The sequence below is a fragment of the Pseudomonas sp. TH08 genome, from assembly GCF_016651275.1.
GTDB lineage: Bacteria > Pseudomonadota > Gammaproteobacteria > Pseudomonadales > Pseudomonadaceae > Aquipseudomonas.
The window spans coordinates 751517-772841 of record NZ_JAEKEE010000004.1 but is presented as its reverse complement, the minus strand read 5'-3'; the positions used below and the strand labels follow the sequence as shown (position 1 = coordinate 772841).

Annotated in this window: 17 protein-coding genes; 10 read left to right on the top strand and 7 right to left on the bottom strand. The window is 61.1% G+C overall.

The genetic code is table 11. The features are described 5' to 3' along the window. Positions 1-41: 41 nt before the first annotated feature. The 7 genes from lexA to JFT91_RS20450 all read left to right on the top strand — a co-directional run bounded on the left by lexA (position 42) and on the right by JFT91_RS20450 (position 7768). Complete coding sequence (lexA, locus tag JFT91_RS20480; protein WP_201233648.1) at positions 42-659, top strand: transcriptional repressor LexA; 618 nt, start codon at positions 42-44, stop codon at positions 657-659. After that, positions 659-1276, top strand: a complete 618-nt coding sequence (gene imuA / locus JFT91_RS20475) for a translesion DNA synthesis-associated protein ImuA (protein WP_053120911.1) — start codon at positions 659-661, stop codon at positions 1274-1276. Before lexA ends, imuA begins: the two co-directional genes overlap by 1 nt. A 7-nt stretch (positions 1277-1283) precedes the next feature. Next, positions 1284-2699 (top strand): Y-family DNA polymerase, encoded by a 1416-nt coding sequence (locus tag JFT91_RS20470; protein WP_201225322.1) that lies wholly within the window; start codon positions 1284-1286, stop codon positions 2697-2699. Then, positions 2696-5773, top strand: coding sequence for an error-prone DNA polymerase (locus tag JFT91_RS20465; RefSeq protein ID WP_201233647.1), 3078 nt, complete (start codon positions 2696-2698; stop codon positions 5771-5773). The genes JFT91_RS20470 and JFT91_RS20465 overlap by 4 nt, the downstream gene beginning before the upstream one ends. A gap of 254 nt (positions 5774-6027) precedes the next feature. Beyond that, the gene (locus tag JFT91_RS20460; protein ID WP_201234025.1) at positions 6028-6714 is read left to right on the top strand and encodes a CsgG/HfaB family protein; all 687 of its coding nucleotides are present in this window, start codon (positions 6028-6030) and stop codon (positions 6712-6714) included. A gap of 29 nt (positions 6715-6743) precedes the next feature. Continuing rightward, positions 6744-7112 carry a DUF4810 domain-containing protein gene (locus JFT91_RS20455; RefSeq protein ID WP_201225326.1) on the top strand — a complete coding sequence of 123 codons (369 nt, stop codon included), beginning with the start codon at positions 6744-6746 and terminating at the stop codon, positions 7110-7112. After that, the gene (locus tag JFT91_RS20450; protein ID WP_201225328.1) at positions 7109-7768 is read left to right on the top strand and encodes a DUF799 domain-containing protein; all 660 of its coding nucleotides are present in this window, start codon (positions 7109-7111) and stop codon (positions 7766-7768) included. The genes JFT91_RS20455 and JFT91_RS20450 overlap by 4 nt, the downstream gene beginning before the upstream one ends. A gap of 99 nt (positions 7769-7867) precedes the next feature. Here JFT91_RS20450 and JFT91_RS20445 read toward each other — a convergent pair whose 3' ends face one another. The 7 genes from JFT91_RS20445 to JFT91_RS20415 form a co-directional block, all read right to left on the bottom strand. Further along, positions 7868-8530 (bottom strand): flavin reductase family protein, encoded by a 663-nt coding sequence (locus JFT91_RS20445; RefSeq protein ID WP_201233646.1) that lies wholly within the window; start codon positions 8528-8530, stop codon positions 7868-7870. An 11-nt stretch (positions 8531-8541) separates the two neighbouring features. Further along, positions 8542-10029, bottom strand: coding sequence for a chlorohydrolase family protein (locus JFT91_RS20440; protein WP_201203193.1), 1488 nt, complete (start codon positions 10027-10029; stop codon positions 8542-8544). Then, entirely contained in the window at positions 10026-11222 is a 1197-nt protein-coding gene (locus JFT91_RS20435) for an amidohydrolase family protein (RefSeq protein WP_201233645.1), read from the bottom strand. Before JFT91_RS20435 ends, JFT91_RS20440 begins: the two co-directional genes overlap by 4 nt. Positions 11223-11375: 153 nt before the next feature. After that, complete coding sequence (locus JFT91_RS20430) at positions 11376-12428, bottom strand: extracellular solute-binding protein (protein WP_201203195.1); 1053 nt, start codon at positions 12426-12428, stop codon at positions 11376-11378. 15 nt (positions 12429-12443) lie between these two features. Then, positions 12444-13232, bottom strand: coding sequence for an ABC transporter permease (locus tag JFT91_RS20425; protein WP_201203197.1), 789 nt, complete (start codon positions 13230-13232; stop codon positions 12444-12446). Next, complete coding sequence (locus tag JFT91_RS20420) at positions 13229-14146, bottom strand: ABC transporter permease (protein ID WP_201233644.1); 918 nt, start codon at positions 14144-14146, stop codon at positions 13229-13231. The genes JFT91_RS20425 and JFT91_RS20420 overlap by 4 nt, the downstream gene beginning before the upstream one ends. A 1-nt stretch (position 14147) precedes the next feature. Further along, positions 14148-15233: an ABC transporter ATP-binding protein gene (locus JFT91_RS20415; RefSeq protein WP_201203199.1), complete on the bottom strand. Its 1086-nt coding sequence runs from the start codon at positions 15231-15233 to the stop codon at positions 14148-14150. 139 nt (positions 15234-15372) lie between these two features. On the opposite strand from JFT91_RS20415, the gene JFT91_RS20410 reads away from it, so the two are divergent. From JFT91_RS20410 to JFT91_RS20400, 3 genes are all read left to right on the top strand, one after another. After that, positions 15373-16062 carry a GntR family transcriptional regulator gene (locus JFT91_RS20410; protein WP_201203200.1) on the top strand — a complete coding sequence of 230 codons (690 nt, stop codon included), beginning with the start codon at positions 15373-15375 and terminating at the stop codon, positions 16060-16062. Positions 16063-16196: 134 nt separating this feature from the next. Then, positions 16197-18308 carry a hybrid sensor histidine kinase/response regulator gene (locus JFT91_RS20405; protein WP_201233643.1) on the top strand — a complete coding sequence of 704 codons (2112 nt, stop codon included), beginning with the start codon at positions 16197-16199 and terminating at the stop codon, positions 18306-18308. A gap of 228 nt (positions 18309-18536) precedes the next feature. Beyond that, positions 18537-21170, top strand: coding sequence for an excinuclease ABC subunit UvrA (locus JFT91_RS20400; RefSeq protein WP_201225353.1), 2634 nt, complete (start codon positions 18537-18539; stop codon positions 21168-21170). Positions 21171-21325 lie beyond the last annotated feature (155 nt).

Here is a 21325-nt window from a genome sequence, read left to right as displayed (position 1 = left end):
TGACCTGCGGTGCTTGTCAGGAAAATCCTACAGGAGTACAAATGTACTCCATGACCAACCTCACTCCCCGCCGTACCGCCATTCTGACTTTTATCCGCGATCGCATCGCCGAGCACGGTCAGCCCCCAAGCCTCGCTGAAATCAGCGAGGCTTTTGGTTTTGCTTCGCGCAGCGTGGCGCGCAAGCATGTGCTGGCGCTTACCGAAGCCGGGTTTATCGAAGTCAATCCGCATCAGGCCCGAGGCATTCGTTTGCTTGGGCAACCGGCGCGCCCGGAGTTGCTCGACATTCCCGTGCTCGGCCGCGTCGCTGCGGGTGCGCCGATTGGCGCCGATGCCGACATCCATAGCCGCTTGCTGCTCGACCCGACGCTGTTCTCGCGCACGCCCGATTACATGCTGCGGGTGCAGGGCGACTCAATGATCGAGGACGGCATTCTCGACGGCGATCTGGTCGGCGTGCGGCGCAATCCCGAAGCGCTCAACGGCCAGATCGTTGTCGCGCGGCTCGACGGTGAAGTCACTATCAAACGTTTCGAACGGCTCGGCGATGAAGTGCGGCTGTTGCCGCGCAACCCGGCGTATCAGCCGATTGTCGTGAGCGACGATCAGGATCTGGCCATCGAAGGGGTGTTCTGCGGTCTGGTGAGGCAAGGCTGATGGGCGCCGTCGTTGCGTTGGATACGCTGTTCAATGGCGGCCAGGTCTGGAAGGGCCGGCCTGCGCCACCGGCTGCCAGCCCACAACCCACCGGGCACGCCGCGCTGGACGCGGCACTGCCCAGCGGTGGCTGGCCGGAAGCGGCATTGAGCGAAATCCTGTTGGCCGGCCCCGGGGTCGGCGAGCTGCAATTGGTCTGGCCGACGCTGGCGCGGCTGTCGGCAGCGGGCGAGCGCATCGTGCTGGTGGCGCCGCCGTTCGTGCCGTACCCGCAAGCGTGGGAGAACGCCGGGGTCGACCTGCGTCAGTTGTCGGTGATTCAGGCCAGTGAGCGCGATGCGTTGTGGGCGGCGGAACAATGCCTGCGTTCGGGCAGTTGCGGCGCGGTGCTGTGCTGGCCGCACAAGGCCGATGATCGCGCGTTGCGGCGCTTGCAGGTGGCGGCGGAAACCGGCCAGACCCTGGCGTTTGCCTGGCGCCCGTTGAGCGAAGCGGTCAACCCGTCGCCCGCCGCGCTGCGCATTGCCATCGACGCCAAACCTGCGCAATTACGCGTCCTCAAGTGCCGTGGCGGACTCGCGCGCACGGCGCCGATTGCCTTTGCCGTGGGTCACTGAGGCCGCCATGCGCTGGGTGTGTATTCTGTTCCCGCAATTGGCCCTCGACGCCGTGCTGCGACAGCGTCCCGATCCCGATGAACCGTTGGTGCTGCTCAGTGGCCCGGCCCAGCGGCGGGTGCTGCAAGCAGTGAATCCGGCGGCGCGCAAACTCGGTTTGCGTCCCGGCCAGTCGATGACCGCCGCCCAGGCCATGAGCAAAGGTTTTGTCACCGCTGATTACGAGGCCGCCGAGGTCGAACACTGGCAGCAGTTTCTCGCCGCGTGGGCCTACGGTTTCAGCGCGCAGGTCAGCGTGCATTACCCGCGCACCGTAGTGTTCGAGATCGAGTCGAGCCTGGGCCTGTTCGGTTCCTGGGCGCAGTTCGAAGCACGGTTGCGCAAGGAACTGACCGATCTGGGCTTCCGCCATCGCATCGTCGCCGCACCGAATCCAGTAGCGGCGCGAGTGTTGGCCAACGCTTATGACGGTTTGGTGGTGCCGGACGGCGAAGCCTTGCAGCATCACCTCGGCCAATTGCCCGTCGACCGTGTCGGGCTGGAACCGGGCGTGGCCACGGCGTTGTCGCGCATGGGCCTGCGCAACCTCAGCCAGTTGCAGAACCTGCCGCGTCAGGCGCTGGCCCGGCGTTTCGAAGCGCAGATGCTCAAGCACCTCGACACCTTGTTCGGTGCGCGGCCATTGGCGCTGGAGTTTTACCTGCCGCCCGATCGCTTCGATGTACGCATCGAACTGAATTTCGACGTGCAATCCCATCAGGCACTGTTGTTTCCGTTACGCCGTTTGACCGGCGATCTGTCGGCATTCCTTTGTGGGCGTGACAGCGGCGTGCAGCGTTTCGACCTTCATCTGGAGCACGCAGGGCTACCGGACAGCGTAATCAAAGTCGGCCTGCTCAGCGCCGAACGTGACCCGGCGATGCTCTTTGAGCTGGCGCGTGGACGGCTGGAGCAAGTGCAAGTTGAAGCGCCGGTGCGCGGCTTTCGCTTGCGCGCCGAGGATTTGCCGAGTTTCGTGCCGCAGTTTCAGGAGCTGTTCGACGACCGTCCGCAGCAGACCTTGCCGTGGGAGCAGTTACGCGAGCGCCTGCGCGCACGGTTGGGCGATGATGCGGTGCAAGGGCTGCGATTCCAGGCCGATCATCGGCCGGAGTGCGCGTGGCAGAACGGTGTCGATAAACAACGTTGCGCAGGCTTGCCGAGTGTCCAGCGTCCGGGCTGGTTGCTCGGTGAACCGCAAAGCGTGCCGCAAGGTTCGGCGCGAATCCTCATGGGCCCGGAGCGCATCGAGTCGGGCTGGTGGGACGGCGACGATGTGCGCCGCGATTACTACCTGATCCAGAACCGCGCCGGTCAGCAGGGCTGGGCCTATCGCGCGGTAGGCGAGGGCGGTCCGTTGTGGCTGCAGGGCTGGTTTGCATGAACGCTGGCTATGCCGAACTGCACTGCCTGTCGAATTTCAGTTTTCAGCGCGGTGCGTCCAGTGCTCTTGAGCTGTTTCAGCGCGCGAAAAAACACGGTTATCAGGCGCTGGCGATCACCGATGAGTGCACGCTGGCCGGGATTGTTCGGGCCTGGCAAGCGGCAAAATCGGTTGAACTGCCACTGATCATCGGCAGCGAAGTACGTATCGAAAACGGCCCGAAACTGGTGCTGCTGGTGGAGAATCTTGCCGGCTACCAGGCGCTGTGCGGGTTGATCACTCGTGCCCGCCGACGCACGCAGAAAGGCCAGTATCAGGTACTGCGCGAGGACTTCGACGAACCGCTGTCGGGCTTGTTGGTGCTGTGGGTGCCTGATTCGGTGGATCAGGTGCAAGAGGGCCGCTGGCTGAAGCAGACCTTCGGCGAGCAACTGTGGCTGGCGGTGCAATTGCATTGCGGGCAGGACGATCAGCGACGGTTGGCGGCGTTGTTGAGTCTGGCTGCTGAGCTGGGAATGACAGCGGTAGCCAGCGGCGATGTGCACATGCACGCCCGTGGCCGGCGCGCCTTGCAGGACACCATGACGGCGATCCGTCATCACGTGCCGGTGGCCGAGGCGGGATTGCGCCTGCATCCCAATGGCGAGCGGCATTTGCGCAGCCTCGAAGTGTTGCGTGAACTGTATCCGGCGGCCTTGCTGGAAGAGTCGGTGAATCTGGCCCGGCGCTGCACCTTCGATCTGAGTGAATTACGTTATCAATATCCCAAGGAACTGGTGCCCGAGGGGCACAGCGCCAGTTCCTGGCTGCGCCATCTGACCGAAGAAGGCATTGCCTGGCGCTGGCCCAAAGGCCCGCAAGCCAAAGTGCTCAAGCAGATCGACGATGAGCTGCAACTGATCGCCGAACTCGGCTACGAAAGCTACTTCCTCACCGTGCATGACGTGGTGCGTTTCGCCCGTGAGCAAAAAATCCTCTGTCAGGGCCGTGGTTCGGCGGCCAACTCGGCGGTGTGTTTTGCCCTGGGCATTACCGAAATCGACCCGGATCGCACCACGCTGCTCTTCGAGCGCTTCATGTCGAAGGAGCGTAACGAGCCGCCGGACATCGACGTCGATTTTGAGCACGAGCGCCGCGAAGAGGTTCTGCAATACGTGTTTCGCCGTTATGGCCGCCGTCGTGCGGCGCTGACGGCGGTGGTCAGCACCTATCACGCCGCCGGCGCGGTACGCGATGTGGCCAAGGCGCTGGGCCTGCCCCCGGATCAGATCAATGCGCTGGCCGATTGCTGCGGCCACTGGAGCGATGAAACACCGCCGCTGGCGCGATTGCTCGAAGGTGGATTTGACCCTGACAGCCCGGTGCTGCGCCGGGTGCTGAGCCTGACCGGGCAACTGATCGGCTTCCCTCGGCATTTGTCGCAACACCCCGGCGGCTTCGTGATTTCCGAGCAGCCGCTGGACACGCTGGTGCCGGTTGAGAACGCGGCGATGGCCGATCGCACGATCATTCAGTGGGACAAGGACGACCTCGATGCGGTCGGCCTGCTCAAAGTGGATATCCTCGCGCTGGGCATGCTCAGCGCGATTCGCCGCTGCTTCGACTTGCTGCGTCGTCACCGCAATCTGGACCTGAGCCTGGCGAACATCCCGGCCGAAGACAAACCGACCTACGAGATGATCAGCCGCGCCGACACCATCGGCGTGTTCCAGATTGAATCCCGCGCACAGATGTCGATGCTGCCGCGCTTGAAGCCGGCGAAGTTCTACGACCTGGTGATCGAAGTGGCCATCGTCCGCCCGGGGCCGATTCAGGGCGGGATGGTCCATCCGTATCTGCGGCGTCGGAACAAGGAAGAAGAGGAGACCTATCCGTCGCCAGAACTTAAGGTGGTGCTGGAAAGAACCCTCGGCGTACCGCTGTTTCAGGAACAGGTGATGCAGATCGCCATCGTCGCGGCAGACTACAGCCCCGGCGAGGCCGACCAGTTGCGCCGTTCGATGGCCGCATGGAAACGCCACGGTGGTCTGGAACCGCACAAGGCGCGCCTCGCCGCTGGCATGAAGAAAAACGGCTACACGGAAGAGTTCGCCGCGCAGATTTTCGAGCAGATCAAGGGCTTCGGCAGCTACGGCTTTCCTGAGTCCCACGCCGCCAGTTTTGCCTTGTTGACCTACGCCAGTTGCTGGCTCAAGTGCCACGAACCGGCGGCGTTCGCCTGTGCGCTGATCAACAGCTGGCCAATGGGCTTCTACAGTCCCGACCAGATTCTGCAGGACGCGCGTCGGCATCAGTTGCAGATTCGCCCGGTGGACGTGCGCGCCAGCGACTGGGATTGCAGCCTGGAAACCACCACGGCGGCGCAACCGGCGATTCGTATGGGCCTGCGCATGATCAAGGGTTTTCGCGAGGACGACGCCCGGCGTATCGAAGCGGCGCGCGAGCGTGGGGCGTTTGCCGATGTTGCCGATCTGGGCGAGCGCGCCGCACTCGACAGCCGGGCGCAAGCGTTGCTGGCGGATTCCGGAGCGTTGCGCGGCTTGGCCGGTCATCGTCACCGGGCACGCTGGGAAGTCGCCGGAGTGCAGAAACAATTGGGATTGTTTGCCGGATTGCCGAGTCAGGAAGAGCCTGATGTGGTGTTGCCAAAACCTAGCGTCGGCGAAGATCTGCACGCCGATTACACAACGGTGGGCACCACGTTGGGCCCACATCCGCTGGCGTTGTTGCGGGGCGAATTGAAGGCGCGCCGCTGCCGCAGTTCGCAGGAGTTGCTCGACTTTGAACACGGGCGGCCGGTGAGCATTGCCGGTCTGGTCACGGGCCGGCAACGACCGGGCACCGCCAGTGGCGTGACGTTCGTGACCCTCGAAGACGAATTCGGCAACGTCAACGTGGTGGTCTGGCGCGACCTGGCCGAGCGTCAGCGCCAGGTGCTGGTGGGCTCGCAGCTACTCAAGGTCGATGGCCGCTGGGAGCGCTCAGGCGAAGTGCGCCACTTGATCGCCGGACGCCTGAGCGACCTGAGCCCGCTGCTCAATGGCATCCGGGTACAGAGCCGCGATTTCCACTGATCAACACGCCCCCTGTAGGAGTGAGCCTGCTCGCGATAGCGGTGTGTCAGACAGCATCAAAGTGACTGACATACTGCTATCGCGAGCAGGCTCACTCCTACAAGGTTTTGCGTATGTTCGAATAGCCAATTCGCTGACGCCAAAAAAACCTGTCTTCAATGATGGCACTTTGTCATAATGCCGCCCCTTTTCCGCTCCCCACCACGTTGCCGTGCCGGGATACCCCTGTTTTTCAAAAGGAATACTCAGTGAGAATGATCTCCCGGATGTTGGTTTCAGGCGTTGCGATTGCCGTGCTCGGCACAATCGCCGGCACGTTGTCCGGTTGCGCCACCGAAAGCTCCCGCGCGCTGCCGGTGGCCAAGGTTGAAAGCGCCACTCAAGTCTGGACCGGCGTGCGTGTGCCAATGGCCGTGGGCAAGTTCGACAACCGCTCCAGCTACATGCGCGGGATCTTCTCCGATGGCGTCGACCGTCTCGGCGGTCAGGCCAAGACCATTCTGATTACCCACTTGCAGCAGACCAACCGCTTCAGCGTGCTGGATCGCGACAACATGGGCGAAATCCAGCAGGAAGCGGCGATCAAGGGCCAGGCCCAGCGCTTGAAGGGGGCTGATTACGTTGTGACCGGTGACGTCACCGAGTTCGGCCGCAAAGAGATTGGCGATCACCAATTGTTCGGCATTCTCGGCCGTGGCAAGACCCAGATCGCCTATGCCAAGGTCAACCTGAACATCGTCAATATCAGCACCTCCGAAGTGGTCTATTCGACCCAGGGTGCGGGCGAGTACGCCTTGTCCAACCGCGAAATCATCGGCTTCGGCGGTACTGCGGCCTACGACTCGACCCTTAACGGCAAAGTCCTCGATCTGGCCATGCGCGAGGCGATCAATCGTCTGGTTGATGGCATGAACGCCGGTGCCTGGAAGCCGGGCAACTGATCGACGCCCATTGCATGGAGCAACACCCAATGAATCTGACTTTGTCGCGCTCGTTAATGGCGCTGACGCTGGCTGCCAGCGCCTTGCTGGCCGGTTGTGCCGGCCCGAAAACCCTGTACCAGTGGGAAGACTACCAACCACAGGTCTACGAATACTTCAAAGGCGAAGAGCCGAAAGAAGCCCAGGCCGAAGTGCTTGAACGCGACCTGCAAAAGATCCGCTCCACCGGCAAAGCCGTGCCGCCGGGTTACCACGCGCACCTTGGCCTGCTGTACCTGAGCATGGGCAAGGACGATCAGATGGTGCAGCAGTTCCGCACCGAGAAAGCGCTGTTCCCCGAGTCCGGCCCGTACATGGATTTTCTGCTTAAAAATGCCAAGACCGGAGATGCCAAATGATCTCGCGAACCCTCAAGTTATTGACTGCGGCACTGGCTTTGACCGTACTCGGCGGCTGCGTCGCGCCCAAGTCCGTTGACTATTCCGCGTACAAACAGGCTCGGCCAAAGACCATTCTGGTGCTGCCGCCACTGAATACGTCGCCGGACGTGAAGGCGTCGTACAGCCTGCTGTCGCAAGTGACGTTTCCACTGGCCGAGGCTGGTTACTACGTGTTGCCGATTGCGCTGGTGGACGAAACTTTCCGCCAGAATGGCCTGACCACCCCGGACGACATCCATCAGGCACCGGCCAACAAGCTGAAGGAAATCTTCGGTGCCGATGCAGCGCTGTATATCACCGTGACCGAGTACGGTACGCGTTACATGGTGATCAGCAGCGAAACGGCGGTGACGGCGACCGCGAAACTGGTTGACCTGAAAAGCGGCACCACGCTGTGGACCGGTTCGGCGCGAGCGTCGAGCGAAGAGGGCGGCAACAACGGTGGCGGTGGTCTGGTCGGCATGCTGATTACTGCGGCGGTGAAGCAGATCATCAACAGTTCGACCGACGCCGGTTATCCGATTGCCGGCGTAGCGAGCAATCGCCTGCTCTCGGCGGGGCATCCGGCAGGCCTGCTGTACGGCCCGCGTTCGCCGAAGTACGGCACGGATTAACAGCAAAGATCAAAAGATCGCAGCCTTCGGCAGCTCCTAAATTTGGAGTGCGAATACCTGTAGGAGCTGCCGAAGGCTGCGATCTTTTGCTGTTAGTGTTTATTTTGACTCTGGCCAGAACCGTTCGCCACCGCCCGGCGCTTCCGTCCACGCTTGCAACGAGCGGGTCGGCAGGTCGAAGTAATCGCGGGTGCGCGCATAACCATGGCCGCCCATGCGCCCGATGGCATCCAGCCCCAGCTGATCGATGTACAAGGTTTTCGGGTCGATCAACTCATCGCGCACGTGCGCCATCAAGACCTCACCAAAAATAATCTCTCGCGACTGACCGATGTTCAGCGCCATCATCCGCCGACACTCCAGTGCCACCGGTGCTTCACCGATGCGTGGGCATTTGACGGTGGTGCCGGCAATCGCCGTCAGTCCCGCCGCCGTCAATTCATCGAACCCCGGTGCAAACGGCACGGCACACACATTCATTGCTTCCACCAGCGCATCGCTGACGATGTTCACGGTGAATTCCTGATTCAACTGAATGTTGCGCGTGGTGTCCTTCGGGCTCTGATCGCCGTAATTCTCCACGCCCAGCGCCAGAATCGGTGGATCCGCCGACAGCGCATTGAAGAAGCTGAACGGCGCGGCGTTGACCCGGCCCTCGCCATCGATGGTAGTAACCAGGGCGATCGGCCGGGGCACCACACTGCCGATCAGGATTTTGTATTTTTCCCGTGGGCTGAGCTGGCTGAAATCGAAACTGTGCATGGCAGAACTCTCTAGGAAAGTGGATCGATTGCGCTCAATGGCGCGTCGGCGCTGTAGTCATCGGCGAACGGAATGGCCGGCTGGAACAGGCTTTTCCAGTCCGGTCGGGCAAAGGCTCGCTCGCTGTGGCTGCGCATCAGTTTTTCGTATTGGCGTTGCGCCTGGCGTTGCAGGGCGGGGTAGTCGACACCGTTGACCTGACCGTCGTGCATCACGCAGCGACCGTCGATGTAACTGGCGATGCAGTCGTCGCCACGCCCGGCCAACAGCAGGTTTTTCAGCGGATCGAACAAGGGCCCCAAGTGCAGACCGCGCAGGTTGAACACAGTGATGTCGGCCTTGGCACCGGGCGCCAGACGTCCGAGGTCATCACGACCCAGCGCCCGCGCACCGCCAAGGGTGGCGGCGTTGTAGAGGTCGAGACTACTGGTCAGCGCCGAACCACCCTCCATCAACCGCGCGATGTGCAAACCGTGGCGCATGTTTTCCAGCAGATCGGCCGGCCAGGTATCCGTACCGAGGGCAAAGTTAATGCCCTTGGCCCGATAACGTCCGAAGGCATTCAGCGCCTCGCCATCGCGGGCGAACACCAGCGGGCAATGCACCAGACTCGCGCCGCCATCGATGACCCGCTGCAAGTCGTCATCGCCCGTGGTGTAGATGCCGTGCGGTAACAGGCTGCGCGGCGTGAGCAAGTCCAGCTGCTGCAACCAACCCAGCGGTGATGTGCCGCGCAATTGCTCGACCATCGCCACTTCGCCAGGCGTCTGACAGCAATGCAGGCGCATCGGCGCGTTCAGTTCGCGGCTCAGCGCGGCGGTGCGTTGCAGCAGCGCCGGGGTGCAGGTCTGGATGCGATCCGGCAGCAGCGCGCCGCGAATCAAACCGCCATGCGCGCCATCGAAATCCTTGAAGAAGCGTTCAGCCGCATCCAGTCCGGCCAGCCCGCGCGCCTCTTCCCAGTGATGGGCGAGGCTGCCGTCGGCCTGCCAGTAACTCATGCCGCTCATGTAGCAAGGACCGAGGTAAGTGCGCAGCCCCAGCTCGCCTGCCACATCGGCAACGGCGGCAAACTCGTCGTAAGTTTCCGCCCACTCGCGGTAGTACATCGAGGTGATCGGCATCGCTGTGGTGATGCCGTTGCGGATCAACTGGGTAAAGGCATAGCGGTATTTGAATACCTCTTCTTGCAGGCTGTAAGTCTCACGTGGGCCAGCGGCCAGATACTCGGAAGACCACATGCGCCCCATGCTGCGTTCGTCGCCGTTATCCAGGGTCAACACTGTGGAGTCGAGATCGCCCAGCGCATCGAGATCGATAAAACCCGGGCCGATCAACGCATTGCCGTAATCGATCCACTGATCCACCGGCCCCGTATAACCCCGTCCGACGAACTCGATGCGCGACCCAGCGAACACCACTTCGCCGTCGCGCCACAGCACATGCCGGGAGCCGTCGAAACCGACCACGCAACTGGCGCGCAGGCCGATGCGTTTCACAGACGGCTGCTCAACAGGCGGCCACCCTCGGCGATCAGTGCGCCACCGCGATAGACCTGACGCAGCGGACGCGACACCACCGCCTCACCCAAGGTCTCGACCGGCATCAGCAAAAAGTCCGCCGGCCGGCCAATCGCCAACCCGTAACCCTCAATCCCCAAGGCCCGCGCCCCATTGGCCGTGGCGGCCTCAAATGCTGCCGCCAGCTCATCGTCCTTGCCCAGATCGAATCGAAACGCCAGCAACATCGCGCGTTCGAGCATGTCGCCATTGCCCATCGGCGACCACGCATCACGAATGCCGTCGGAACCCAGGCAGACATTCACCCCAGCTCCACGCAACTGCAGAAACGGTGGCACGGCGGTGTCGGCCGGCGCCGAACTCATCAGCGAAATCCCCAGCGCCGCCAAACGTTCGGCGACCGGTTTTACCTGACTCCACGGCAACATGCCCAGGCAATAGGCGTGGCTGATCATCACGCGGTTTTGCAGGCTGAAACGCTCGGTGTAATCGGCAATCAGCGCGATCTGCCACAGGCCCAGTTCACCCTTGTCGTGCAGGTGAATATCCACGCCACGACCAAACTCAGCCGCCAGTTTGAAGACGAAATCCAGTTGTGCAATCGGGTCGTTATCGATGCCGCACGGGTCGAGCCCGCCGACGTTCTCTACGCCCAGCGCCATGGCTTCGCGCATCAATTCGGCGGTGCCGGGGCGGCTGATCAAACCGGTTTGCGGAAACACCACCAGTTGCAGATCAATCAGGTCTTTGTAGCGCTCACGCAATTGCTGCATGGCTTCGACGTGACGCAGGCCGAATTCCGGATCGATGTCGACGTGGCAACGCATCGTCAGTGAGCCGCGCGCGATGCAGTTTTCCAGCAGCGCGCCGGCGCGTTCGGCTATGGGGGCTTTTACTTCGCGCAGAATGCGGCGTTCGTTGCTGATGTAGTCCTTGAGCGTCGGGCCGGCGCTGTTCGGACGCCAGGGTTGGCCGTAGAGGGTTTTGTCGAGGTGGACGTGGCTTTCGACCAGGGCAGGGGTGAGGAGTTGGTTGTGGCCGTCGATGTCGGTGGCGCCCAGCGGTGCATTGTTGGCCGGGCGGCGTTGAGTGAACCGGCCGTTTTCGATCAGCAGGTCTTCGGCGGGGGCGCCGTAGGGGCGCACGTTGCGGAGCCAGTGTGGCTGGGTCATACAAACCTCATTCAGGTCTTCAAATTATGTGTTGGCCGGGCGGGCCTCTTCGCGAGCAAGCTCGGCTCCTACAAGGAATGGTTTGATCACACATAACCTTTGTAGGAGCAAAGCTTGCTCGCGAAGGCCGCATCTCGGTTTCAAATCAGGCACTCAACCCTTGAGCTTCGACCAGATCCGATCCTGCAGCTCGCGCGCCTTGTTGCTGCATTCCTTCTCGGGGCGCAGGCGCGAGGCGTATTCCTCGGGCATGTTGATCGCGTCCATGACCTTCCATTTCGGGTCAAGCAACTGATCGCTCTGAATGCCGTTGGCGTAGGCAATGGCGTTGGACACGGCTGCCGCGTTTTCCGGTTTCATCATCCAGTCGATGAAGATCTTCGCGTTGCCCGGATGCGGTGCGCTTTTCGGCACGGCAAAGTTGTCCTGGAACATCGCCACGCCTTCACGCGGATACACGTACTTGATCGTGCTTTTCTGCAAGGTGGCCCGCGCGGTAGAACCGTTCCAGTTCTGCATCATGATCACCTCGCCGGAAGCCATGCGGTCGACAGTGTTGTCGGAGCTGTACATCTTCAAGAACGGCTTCTGTTTTTGCAGCAATTCAAGGATGCGCTTGGCGTCCTGCGGGTTTTCGCTGCATTCGTCGACGTTCAGGTAATGGCTGGCGGCATTGATCACGCTGCTCGACGTATCCAGCGCGGCGAGCTGGCCTTGCAGCTCTTTGCGCGGTTCGAAGAACTCTTTCCATGAATCATCCAGCTTGCCGCCCGGCACCCGCGCACTGTCATAGGAAAACCCGGTGGTGCCCCACAAATACGGCGCCGAGAACTTGCGGCCGGGGTCGAAGCCCGGATCGCGGAACGGCCCTTTGACGTACTGAAAGTTGCTCAGGGTCGGCGTGTCGATTTCCATCAGCAGATCCTGTTTGATCAGCGTCTGCATGATGGATTGCGACGGTACGATCACGTCATACGCGGCGCCGCCGGCCTGCAATTTGGCGAGCAGGGTTTCGTTGCTGTCGTAACCATCCATGGTCACCTTGATGCCGGTTTCCTTTTCGAACTTGGCCAGCAGATCGACCGGGTAATAGTCGGTCCAGTTGTAGAAAAACAGCTCTTTCGGTTCGGCGGCATGAGCGCCAAACGCGGTGAAACAACTCAGGGCCAGACCGGATACAGCCAAACGCATGCTTTTCATCTTCATGAGAGCGCTCCAGATTTATTGTTGTTTACCGCGTTGACCCAGCCAGAAGGCCAGGACCACCAGCACGATGGAAATCACCAGCATCAGTGTCGAAATCGCGTTGATCTCCGGCGTCACGCCGGCCTTGATCGCCGAGAAGATGTACACCGGCAACGTCGTCGAACCGGGGCCGGCGACGAAGAAAGTCATGATGAAATCGTCGAGGCTGACCACGAACGCCAGCACCGCACCGGACAACACCGCGGGCCACAGCAGTGGCAAGGTCACGCGACGAAACACCTGCCACGGATCGGCGTACAGATCGTTCGCCGCTTCCAGCAGGCTCTTGTCCAGATCGTTGAGCCGCGCCCGAATCGGTAGATAAGCGAAGGGAATACAGAAGCCAATGTGCGCAACGATCACTGTCAGCAACCCGAGCTTGATGCCCAACGCCATGAACAGCAGCAGGGTGGCCACCGCGGTGACGATCTCCGGCAGGATCAGCGGCAGATTGATCCCGCCCTCGACCATTTTCTGTCCGTAGAAAGGTCGATAGGTCGCCAGCGCCGCCAGCAGCGCAATCGCCGTGGCGCACACCGTGGCGATGGTTGCGACGATGATCGAATTCAGCGCCGCGGTCTGAATCGACGGGTTGGCCAGAATCCGTCCGTACCAGGCAAAGGAGAACTCGGTCCACACCGTCGCCGAGCGGTTGGCGTTGAAGCTGTAGGCGATCAACACAAAGATCGGCAGATACAGATAAGCCAGAATCAGCAGGCTGATTTCACGGGTTGCCGGAAGTTTTTTCAGGTGCAGAGAAATCATGCTTTGGCTCCCCGATTTAGGGTCTTCGACATATGGCGGCTGTACAGCGCGTAGAGCACCAGCGACACCAGCAGAATCGCCAGCAACAGGAACGACAGCGAACTGCCCAGCGGCCAGTTGCGCGCGGTGCCGAACTGCTGCTGGATCAGATTGCCGATCATCAGCGTCTTGCCTCCGCCGAGAATCGCCGGGGTGATGAAGGCGCCCAGACTCGGCACGAACACCAGCAGCGCACCGGCAATCACGCCCGGCATCGACAGCGGCAGGATGATCCGCCGCAAGGCGTGCCAGCGGTTGGCGCCGAGGTCGTAGGCGGCTTCGACCAGACGCCAGTCGAGTTTTTCCAGGGTCGAGTAGATCGGCAGGATCATGAACGGCAGAAAGCTGTAGACCAGGCCGACGCTCACCGCGAAATCGTTGTAGAGCAGGGTGATGCCGCCGGCACTCGGCAACAGCGCGTTAAGACTCTGTGCGACCCAACCGTGTTCGCGCAGGATGATCAGCCACGCGTAGTTGCGGATCAGCAGGTTGGTCCAGAACGGAATGGTGATGAGCAACACCATCAGATTGCGTCGACGCGGGGTCAGGCTCGACATCCATAACGCCACCGGAAAACCGAACAGAAAGCACAGTACGGTCGTGCCACCGGCCTGCAGCACCGAACGCAACAGCGCTTGCGCGTAGACCCAGTTCAGTTCGAGTTCGCCATCAAAACCTTCCTGGAAAAACAGTTGCACGTAGCTTTGCAGTTGCCATTGCGCCTGCCAGTCGACGCCACCGTAGGTGTTGCGCGGCAACAGGCTGATGTAACCCATGATCCCCAGCGGAATGGCGATCAGGGCGAGCAAGGTCAACACCACCGGGCTGAGCAACAGCGCCCGGTTGAGAGCGGGGGAAGTGCTGCTGACGCTCATCTCAGGCCTCCATCAACAGGCAGGCGTGCGGCGGCAGATGCACGGCGACGCGTTCACCGACCGCGCGGCCACGGTTCAGGCCTTCGTTGTTTTCGCGCAGCAGCACTTTGATGTCATTGTTCAAGCGGCACTGGTACAGCGTTGCGGTGCCGACATAGAGCACCGCTTCGATGACGCCACGCAGGTGATGTGGCTGGCTGGCGTCGACCAGTTGCGAACGCTCGGGCCGAAACGCCAGTTGCACGCTGCTGCCGTCGAAACCCTGCGGCTGGCAGGCAATCTCCACTGGCATGCCGTTGGGCACGAAGAGCTTTTCGTTGTGCTCGCCGTGTTTCAGGTGGCCGGGAAGGAAGTTGATATCGCCGATAAACTGCGCGACAAAGCGGTGTTTTGGATGCTCGTAGATATCGGTCGGGGTGCCAATCTGCAAGATCTTGCCGGCCGACATCACGGCGATGCGATCGGACAGCGTCAGCGCTTCTTCCTGATCGTGGGTGACAAAGATGAAGGTGATGCCGGCTTCTTTCTGTACGCGCTTGAGTTCGACCTGCATTTCCTTGCGCAGCTTGAGGTCGAGCGCCGATAGCGGCTCATCCAGCAACAGCACTTTCGGTTTCGGCGCCAAGGCCCGGGCCAGCGCCACGCGTTGCTGTTGGCCACCGGACAACTCCGAAGGTTTGCGATTGGCCAGATGCTCCATTTGCACCAGCGCGAGCATCTCGTTGAGCCGATCCGGGATCAACTTGCGATCAAGACCCTGCATCTCAAGCCCGAAGGCGATATTCTGCGCCACACTCATGTGCGGAAACAGCGCGTAACTCTGGAATACCGTGTTGACCCGGCGTTTGAACGGCGGCAGGTCATTGACCGGCTCGCCGGCCAGACGAATCTCGCCTTCACTGACGTGTTCGAAGCCGGCGATGGTGCGTAGCAGAGTGGTTTTGCCGCAGCCGGAAGGGCCGAGCAGGGTGAAGAACTCGTTGTCGGCGATGTTTACCGAAACATTGTCGAGGGCCGGCGCGAGGCCAGGATCGTCAGAGTACCGTTTGGAGACGTTGCGCACTTCAATTGCTATTGGTTGACCCATAATGGTGCAATCCTCTATTTATTGTATGCAATATCTGAATGCAATTTAGAAATACCCGGATTAATCTGCGTGTGCAACCCCCTTTTTCCGGCTGTTCATTCGCCAGGGCAGCGTTGCCAGCACCTAAAGGAGTTTTTCAATGACCGAGAAGAAACTGGAAACCACGGTCGACCGCGTCTACCAAGGGGTTTACGAGGCGATCAGCAAGCGTTCGCTGCGTCCGGGGATGAAGCTGGGCGAGGCCTCGCTGGCCGAGTTATTTAATGTCAGCCGCACATCGGTTCGCGCCGCGCTGAAGCAATTGGAGGCCGACGGACTGGTCACTACCGAGCCCAATAAAGGTGCGTCGGTGTCGCTGCCGAGCAATGAAGAAATCCGTTCGCTGTTCGAAACCCGCCGTCTGATCGAGATCGGCATCGTCACCGAACTGTGCCGGCGCAAGGACACAGCGGCGATGCAGGACTTGCGCGAGCACCTGCTGCTGGAAGATGAAGCCCACGCCGCCGGTGACCACGAACGGCTGATTCATCTGCTCGGCGAGTTCCACATCAAACTGGCACGCAGCCTCAACAATCCGGTGCTGCTGGACTGGTTCCAGAAGCTGATTTCCCGCGCGTCGCTGTACGTTGCGGCGCTGGATGACGACAGCCACGAAGCTTGCCGCGATGACGAACACCTGCGACTGATCGAGTACATCGAAGCGGGAAATCAGAGCGCCGCGATCGAATTGACTTGCATGCACCTCAATGGCATCGAAAAAGCCATTCTCGACGTCGCCGCCAAGATGAAAACTGGCTACCATCCGCTCAAGCATCTGATCGGCGTCTGAGCTCCGGTCAGGGATTAAAATCGGCTTACTTCATATGAAACCAATACGACGACAGACGCTCGAAACAGACGGGCGTCGCGTCGTTTTGGCGTCGCGATTCATCGGGCAATCAGCACAGGACACCGAGTCAGTCGATGCAGTTTTTATCCGATAGCCACGGTTGTGACGGCTGGAAAGGCGAGATGGCCGAACGCATTCGAGCGTTCGACTGGAGCCTCACCGAGTTGGGTCCGTTGGCCATGTGGCCGGCGAGCCTGTGCAGCACAGTGCAACTGATGCTGGCCTCGCCGTTGCCGATGGTGATGCTCTGGGGCCGGGCCGGCTACATGATCTACAACGACAGCTATTCAAAGTTTGCCGGTGGCCGGCACCCATTTCTGCTGGGCTCACCGGTCGAACTGGGCTGGCCCGAGGTTGCGGATTTTAACCGCAACGTGGTCGATACCTGCCTGGCAGGCGGTACTTTGTCGTATCGCAACAAGGCGCTGATACTGCTGCGCGATGGCGTTCCCGAAGACGTTTGGATGGATCTTTATTACAGCCCGGTGGCCAACGATGAAGGAATACCGTCCGGGGTGATGGCGATTGTCGTCGAAACCACTGAATTCATGCGCTCCGAACGCCTGCGCCAAGAGGCCGAAAATGCCTATCGCGCCGATAACGAACGGGTGCGTCTGGCGCTGAATGCCGGCGCCTTGCTCGGCTCGTTTGTCTGGGATGTGAAGAACAATGTGCTGTCCGGCGATGAGCGTTTTGCCCGGACATTCCACTATCCGCCGGGGCAGGATCTGGGCAATCTGCCGCAGGCCTACACCGAGTCGCAGATTCATCCCGATGACTTGGCGTGGGTGAATGAACGGGTCGGCCACTCGGTGCAGACCGGCGAACCGTACAACGCCGAATACCGCGTGTTGCGCTCGGACGGTACTTATCTCTGGGTGCTGGCCAGCGGCGGTTGCGAGTTCAACGAGCGGGGTGAGCCGTTCCGCTTCCCCGGCGTGCTGATCGATATTAACGAGCGCAAAAACGCCGAAGAGTCGCTGCTCAAATTCACCCGCAACCTTGAGCAGCGTGTGGCCAATGAAGTCGAGGCGCGGTTGGCGGCGGAAGAGCAGTTGCGGCAATCGCAGAAGCTTGAAGCCATCGGCGGCCTGACTGGCGGCGTTGCCCATGACTTCAATAACCTGTTGCAAGTGATCGCCGGCAATCTGCATTTGCTGGCCCGGCATGAGCCGGATAATCCCAACGTGCAGCGCCGCGTCAGTGCCTCGTTGGCGGCGGTCGAGCGGGGCGCCAAGCTATCGTCGCAATTGCTCGCTTTTGCTCGGCGCCAACCGTTGTCCCCGGCGGTGTGCAATCCGCAGCAGATCTTCGAAGGTGTGGGCGAATTACTGCAACGGGCGTTGGGTGAAACCATTCAGATCGATGTGCAGTTACCGCAAACGCCGTGGCATATCAACGTCGACCGCAATCAGCTGGAAAACGCCATTCTCAACCTGGCGATCAACGCCCGGGATGCAATGAAAGGCGAGGGCACCATCAGCCTCAGCGCATCCAACGTGCGACTCGACCCCGAATTCTGTGTGGGTAAAGGTCTTGTTCCCGGCGAGTTTGTCCGGGTTGCGGTCAGTGATAGCGGTGCTGGCATCCCGCCGCAGATTCTGGAACAGGTGTTCGAACCGTTTTTCACCACCAAAGCCGACGGCCAAGGCACTGGCCTGGGCCTGAGCATGGTCTTCGGTTTCGTCAAGCAGAGCGGTGGCCACGTCGAGATCGACAGTCAGGTCGGCGAGGGCACGCGGGTGCAGTTGTACTTTCCGCGCAGCTTGCGCCCGGTCCTTGATGAATCGCCCAATCCGCAACGGCAACAGGCCGGTGGCCACGAGACGATTCTGGTGGTCGAGGACAACGATGCGGTGCGTGCCTCGGCGGTTGAATTGCTGCGCGAGGAGGGTTACCACGTGTTGACGGCGGGCAATGGCGACGTGGCGATGCAAATGCTGCTCGAAGGCATTGAAGTCGATCTTATTTTCACCGACGTGGTCATGCCGGGGCTGATCAAAAGCTCAGACCTGTTTGCCTGGGCCAAGGTGCAATCGCCGCCGGTGGCGGTGCTGTTCACCTCCGGGCATACCCGCGACATTATTTCGCGCAATCATCAACTGAGCCCCGACACGCATTTGCTCGGCAAACCCTATAGCCCCGAGGCGATGTTGCAGATGATTCGATCGGTGCTCGGTGCCTGACCTGCGACAGAAGTGTTTTCAGGGGCAGGTGATTACTTGTGGCGAGGGGATTTATCCCCGTTGGAGTGCGCAGCGCTCCCCAGCATTCTTCCAGTTGAACCGCATTCTCAGGTTTTACGACTGCTGCGCAGCCGAACGGGGATGAATCCCCTCGCCACGGTGAACTCTGTAATCGATGAGGTCTCATTAGTCATAGAAGTTTTTTTGTTTTCCAATCAAGGCCCGCCAATGACTTCCAAGCGTAATTCCCAAGCGCCTACCGGCATGGTCCGGGTGCGTGGCGCCCGTGAACATAACCTGAAGAACGTCGACGTCGACATCCCTCGCGATTCGCTGGTGGTGTTCACTGGCGTGTCCGGCTCGGGCAAATCCTCGCTGGCGTTCTCGACCTTGTATGCCGAAGCGCAACGGCGTTATTTCGAGTCAGTGGCGCCGTACGCGCGGCGATTGATCGATCAGGTCGGCGTGCCGGACGTTGACTCCATCGAAGGCCTGCCGCCTGCCGTGGCGCTCCAGCAGCAGCGCGGCACGCCGAGCACGCGTTCGTCGGTGGGCAGCGTGACCACGTTGTCGAGCCTGATCCGCATGCTCTATTCGCGCGCCGGCAGTTATCCGCCGGGGCAGCCGATGCTGTACGCCGAAGACTTCTCGCCCAACACGCCACAGGGCGCCTGCCCGGAATGTCATGGTCTTGGTCGCGTGTATGAGGTCACCGAAGCGCTGATGGTGCCCGATCCGAACCTGACCATTCGCCAACGCGCCGTGGCGTCCTGGCCGCTGGCCTGGCAGGGGCAAAACCTGCGCGACATCCTCGTGACCCTGGGCATCGACGTCGATATCCCATGGAAAAAGCTGCCGAAAAAACAGCGCGACTGGATTCTCTTCACCGAAGAAACCCCGACCGTGCCGGTGTACGCCGGGCTGACCCCGGAAGAAACCCGCGTCGCCCTCAAACGCAAGATGGAGCCGAGTTATCAGGGCACGTTCAGCGGCGCTCGCCGCTACATCCTGCACACCTTCAGTCACTCGCAAAGTGCGCTGATGAAGAAGCGCGTTTCGCAGTTCATGCTCGGCAGTCCTTGCCCGTTATGTGACGGCAAGCGCCTGAAGCGCGAAGCGTTGTCGGTGACCTTTGCCGGTTATGACATCGGTGAGCTGTCGCAGATGCCTTTGCTGCAAGTCGCTGAAGTGCTGAGACCGGTGGCCGCCGCCAGTTATCTGGAGCACGCCGACGAAGTCGGAGAAACCCTTAGCCACGTGCAAACCCGCGAAGCTCGCCAGCAACGAGTGGCGCAGGGTGCGAGTGGCCACGGCAGCGCGCCGGATGTGCGCCATACGCCAAACCTGTCGCTGGAAAAACGCCTGGCCGCGCAGCGCATTGCCGAGGATCTGCTGGAGCGGGTCAGTACGCTGACCGACCTTGGGCTCGGTTATCTGGCGCTGGAGCGGAGCACACCGACGCTGTCGTCCGGTGAGTTGCAGCGCTTGAGGCTGGCGACGCAATTGGGCTCGCAGTTGTTTGGTGTGATCTATGTGCTGGATGAGCCGTCCGCCGGTTTGCACCCGGCCGATGGCGAAGCGCTGTTCGAAGCTTTGCAACGGTTGAAGGCTGACGGCAACACGTTGTTTGTGGTCGAGCATGATCTGGAGACCATGCGCCGCGCCGACTGGTTGATTGATGTCGGGCCGGCAGCCGGAGAGAAGGGCGGACACGTGTTGTACAGCGGCCCTCCGGCGGGATTGGCGGAGATCGAACAGTCGCAGACGCGCGCCTATCTGTTTGCCGAAACCCAGCGGCAAACCCGTACAGCGCGCAAGCCGACAGCGTGGCTGAAACTCGACGGCATCACTCGCAATAACCTGAATAACCTCAGTGCGGAGTTTCCTTTGGGTTGCTTTACGTCGGTCACTGGAGTGTCCGGTTCCGGCAAGTCGAGCCTGGTCAGTCAGGCCTTGCTGGAACTGGTTGGTGCGCGACTGGGGCGCCCGACCACAGAGAGCGAACCGGAAGAACTCAGCCTCGAAGACGACGCTCCGCAGGTCAGCAGCGGCCAGGTCACGGCGGGGCTGGAGTCGATCAAACGGTTGGTGCAAGTCGATCAGAAGCCCATCGGCCGCACGCCGCGCTCCAATCTGGCGACCTACACGGGGTTGTTCGACAACGTGCGCAAACTGTTCGCCGCCACTGCCGAAGCGCAGGCCGCCGGGTATGACGCCGGGCAGTTTTCCTTCAACGTCGCCAAGGGCCGTTGCGCCACGTGCGAGGGTGAGGGTTTTGTCAGTGTTGAATTGTTGTTCATGCCCAGCGTGTATGCACCGTGCCCGACCTGTCATGGCGCGCGATACAACCCGCAGACGCTGGCGATCCTCTGGCAAGGCTTGAGCATCGCGCAGGTGCTGCAATTGACTGTCGATGAGGCGGTGACGGTGTTCGCCGAGCAACCGGGGATTCGTCGTTCACTGGAGGTGTTGCGCGACATCGGTCTCGGTTACCTGCGTCTCGGGCAACCGGCGACAGAGTTGTCCGGTGGCGAAGCGCAGCGGATCAAACTGGCCACCGAGTTGCAGCGCAATCAGCGCGGCGCGACTTTGTATGTGCTCGATGAACCGACCACCGGGCTGCATCCGCGTGATGTCGATCGGTTGCTGGAACAGTTGGATACGCTGGTGACAGCGGGGCATACCGTGATCGTGGTCGAGCATGAGATGCGCGTGGTCGCGCAGAGCGACTGGGTGATCGACATCGGGCCGGGGGCGGGGGATCAGGGCGGCAAGATTGTCGTGGCGGGCACGCCGCAAAAAGTCGCCACGAACAAAAAGAGCAAGACTGCGCCGTTTCTGGCTCGTGCATTGAGCCGATAGCACACCTCCCTGTAGGAGCTGCGGCACGCTGCGATCTTTTGATCTTGATCCGAAAAGGCAAGATCAAAAGATCGCAGCGTGCCGCAGCTCCTACAGTGATTGGGGTGTACTGATTTTTGAGTACACCGCAAAACCTGTGGGAGCTGGCTTGCCAG

Bases quoted from the DNA above. Each gene is read 5' to 3' on its own strand.
- JFT91_RS20400 (WP_201225353.1), top strand. From the start codon at position 18,537: ATGACTTCCAAGCGTAATTCCCAAGCGCCTACCGGCATGGTCCGGGTG.
- JFT91_RS20405 (WP_201233643.1), top strand. From the start codon at position 16,197: ATGCAGTTTTTATCCGATAGCCACGGTTGTGACGGCTGGAAAGGCGAG.
- imuA (WP_053120911.1), top strand. From the start codon at position 659: ATGGGCGCCGTCGTTGCGTTGGATACGCTGTTCAATGGCGGCCAGGTC.
- JFT91_RS20455 (WP_201225326.1), top strand. From the start codon at position 6,744: ATGAATCTGACTTTGTCGCGCTCGTTAATGGCGCTGACGCTGGCTGCC.
- JFT91_RS20415 (WP_201203199.1), bottom strand. From the start codon at position 15,233: ATGGGTCAACCAATAGCAATTGAAGTGCGCAACGTCTCCAAACGGTAC.
- JFT91_RS20420 (WP_201233644.1), bottom strand. From the start codon at position 14,146: ATGAGCGTCAGCAGCACTTCCCCCGCTCTCAACCGGGCGCTGTTGCTC.
- JFT91_RS20470 (WP_201225322.1), top strand. From the start codon at position 1,284: ATGCGCTGGGTGTGTATTCTGTTCCCGCAATTGGCCCTCGACGCCGTG.
- JFT91_RS20410 (WP_201203200.1), top strand. From the start codon at position 15,373: ATGACCGAGAAGAAACTGGAAACCACGGTCGACCGCGTCTACCAAGGG.
- JFT91_RS20435 (WP_201233645.1), bottom strand. From the start codon at position 11,222: ATGACCCAGCCACACTGGCTCCGCAACGTGCGCCCCTACGGCGCCCCC.
- JFT91_RS20445 (WP_201233646.1), bottom strand. From the start codon at position 8,530: ATGCACAGTTTCGATTTCAGCCAGCTCAGCCCACGGGAAAAATACAAA.
- JFT91_RS20430 (WP_201203195.1), bottom strand. From the start codon at position 12,428: ATGAAGATGAAAAGCATGCGTTTGGCTGTATCCGGTCTGGCCCTGAGT.
- JFT91_RS20460 (WP_201234025.1), top strand. From the start codon at position 6,028: ATGATCTCCCGGATGTTGGTTTCAGGCGTTGCGATTGCCGTGCTCGGC.
- JFT91_RS20425 (WP_201203197.1), bottom strand. From the start codon at position 13,232: ATGATTTCTCTGCACCTGAAAAAACTTCCGGCAACCCGTGAAATCAGC.
- JFT91_RS20465 (WP_201233647.1), top strand. From the start codon at position 2,696: ATGAACGCTGGCTATGCCGAACTGCACTGCCTGTCGAATTTCAGTTTT.
- JFT91_RS20450 (WP_201225328.1), top strand. From the start codon at position 7,109: ATGATCTCGCGAACCCTCAAGTTATTGACTGCGGCACTGGCTTTGACC.
- lexA (WP_201233648.1), top strand. From the start codon at position 42: ATGTACTCCATGACCAACCTCACTCCCCGCCGTACCGCCATTCTGACT.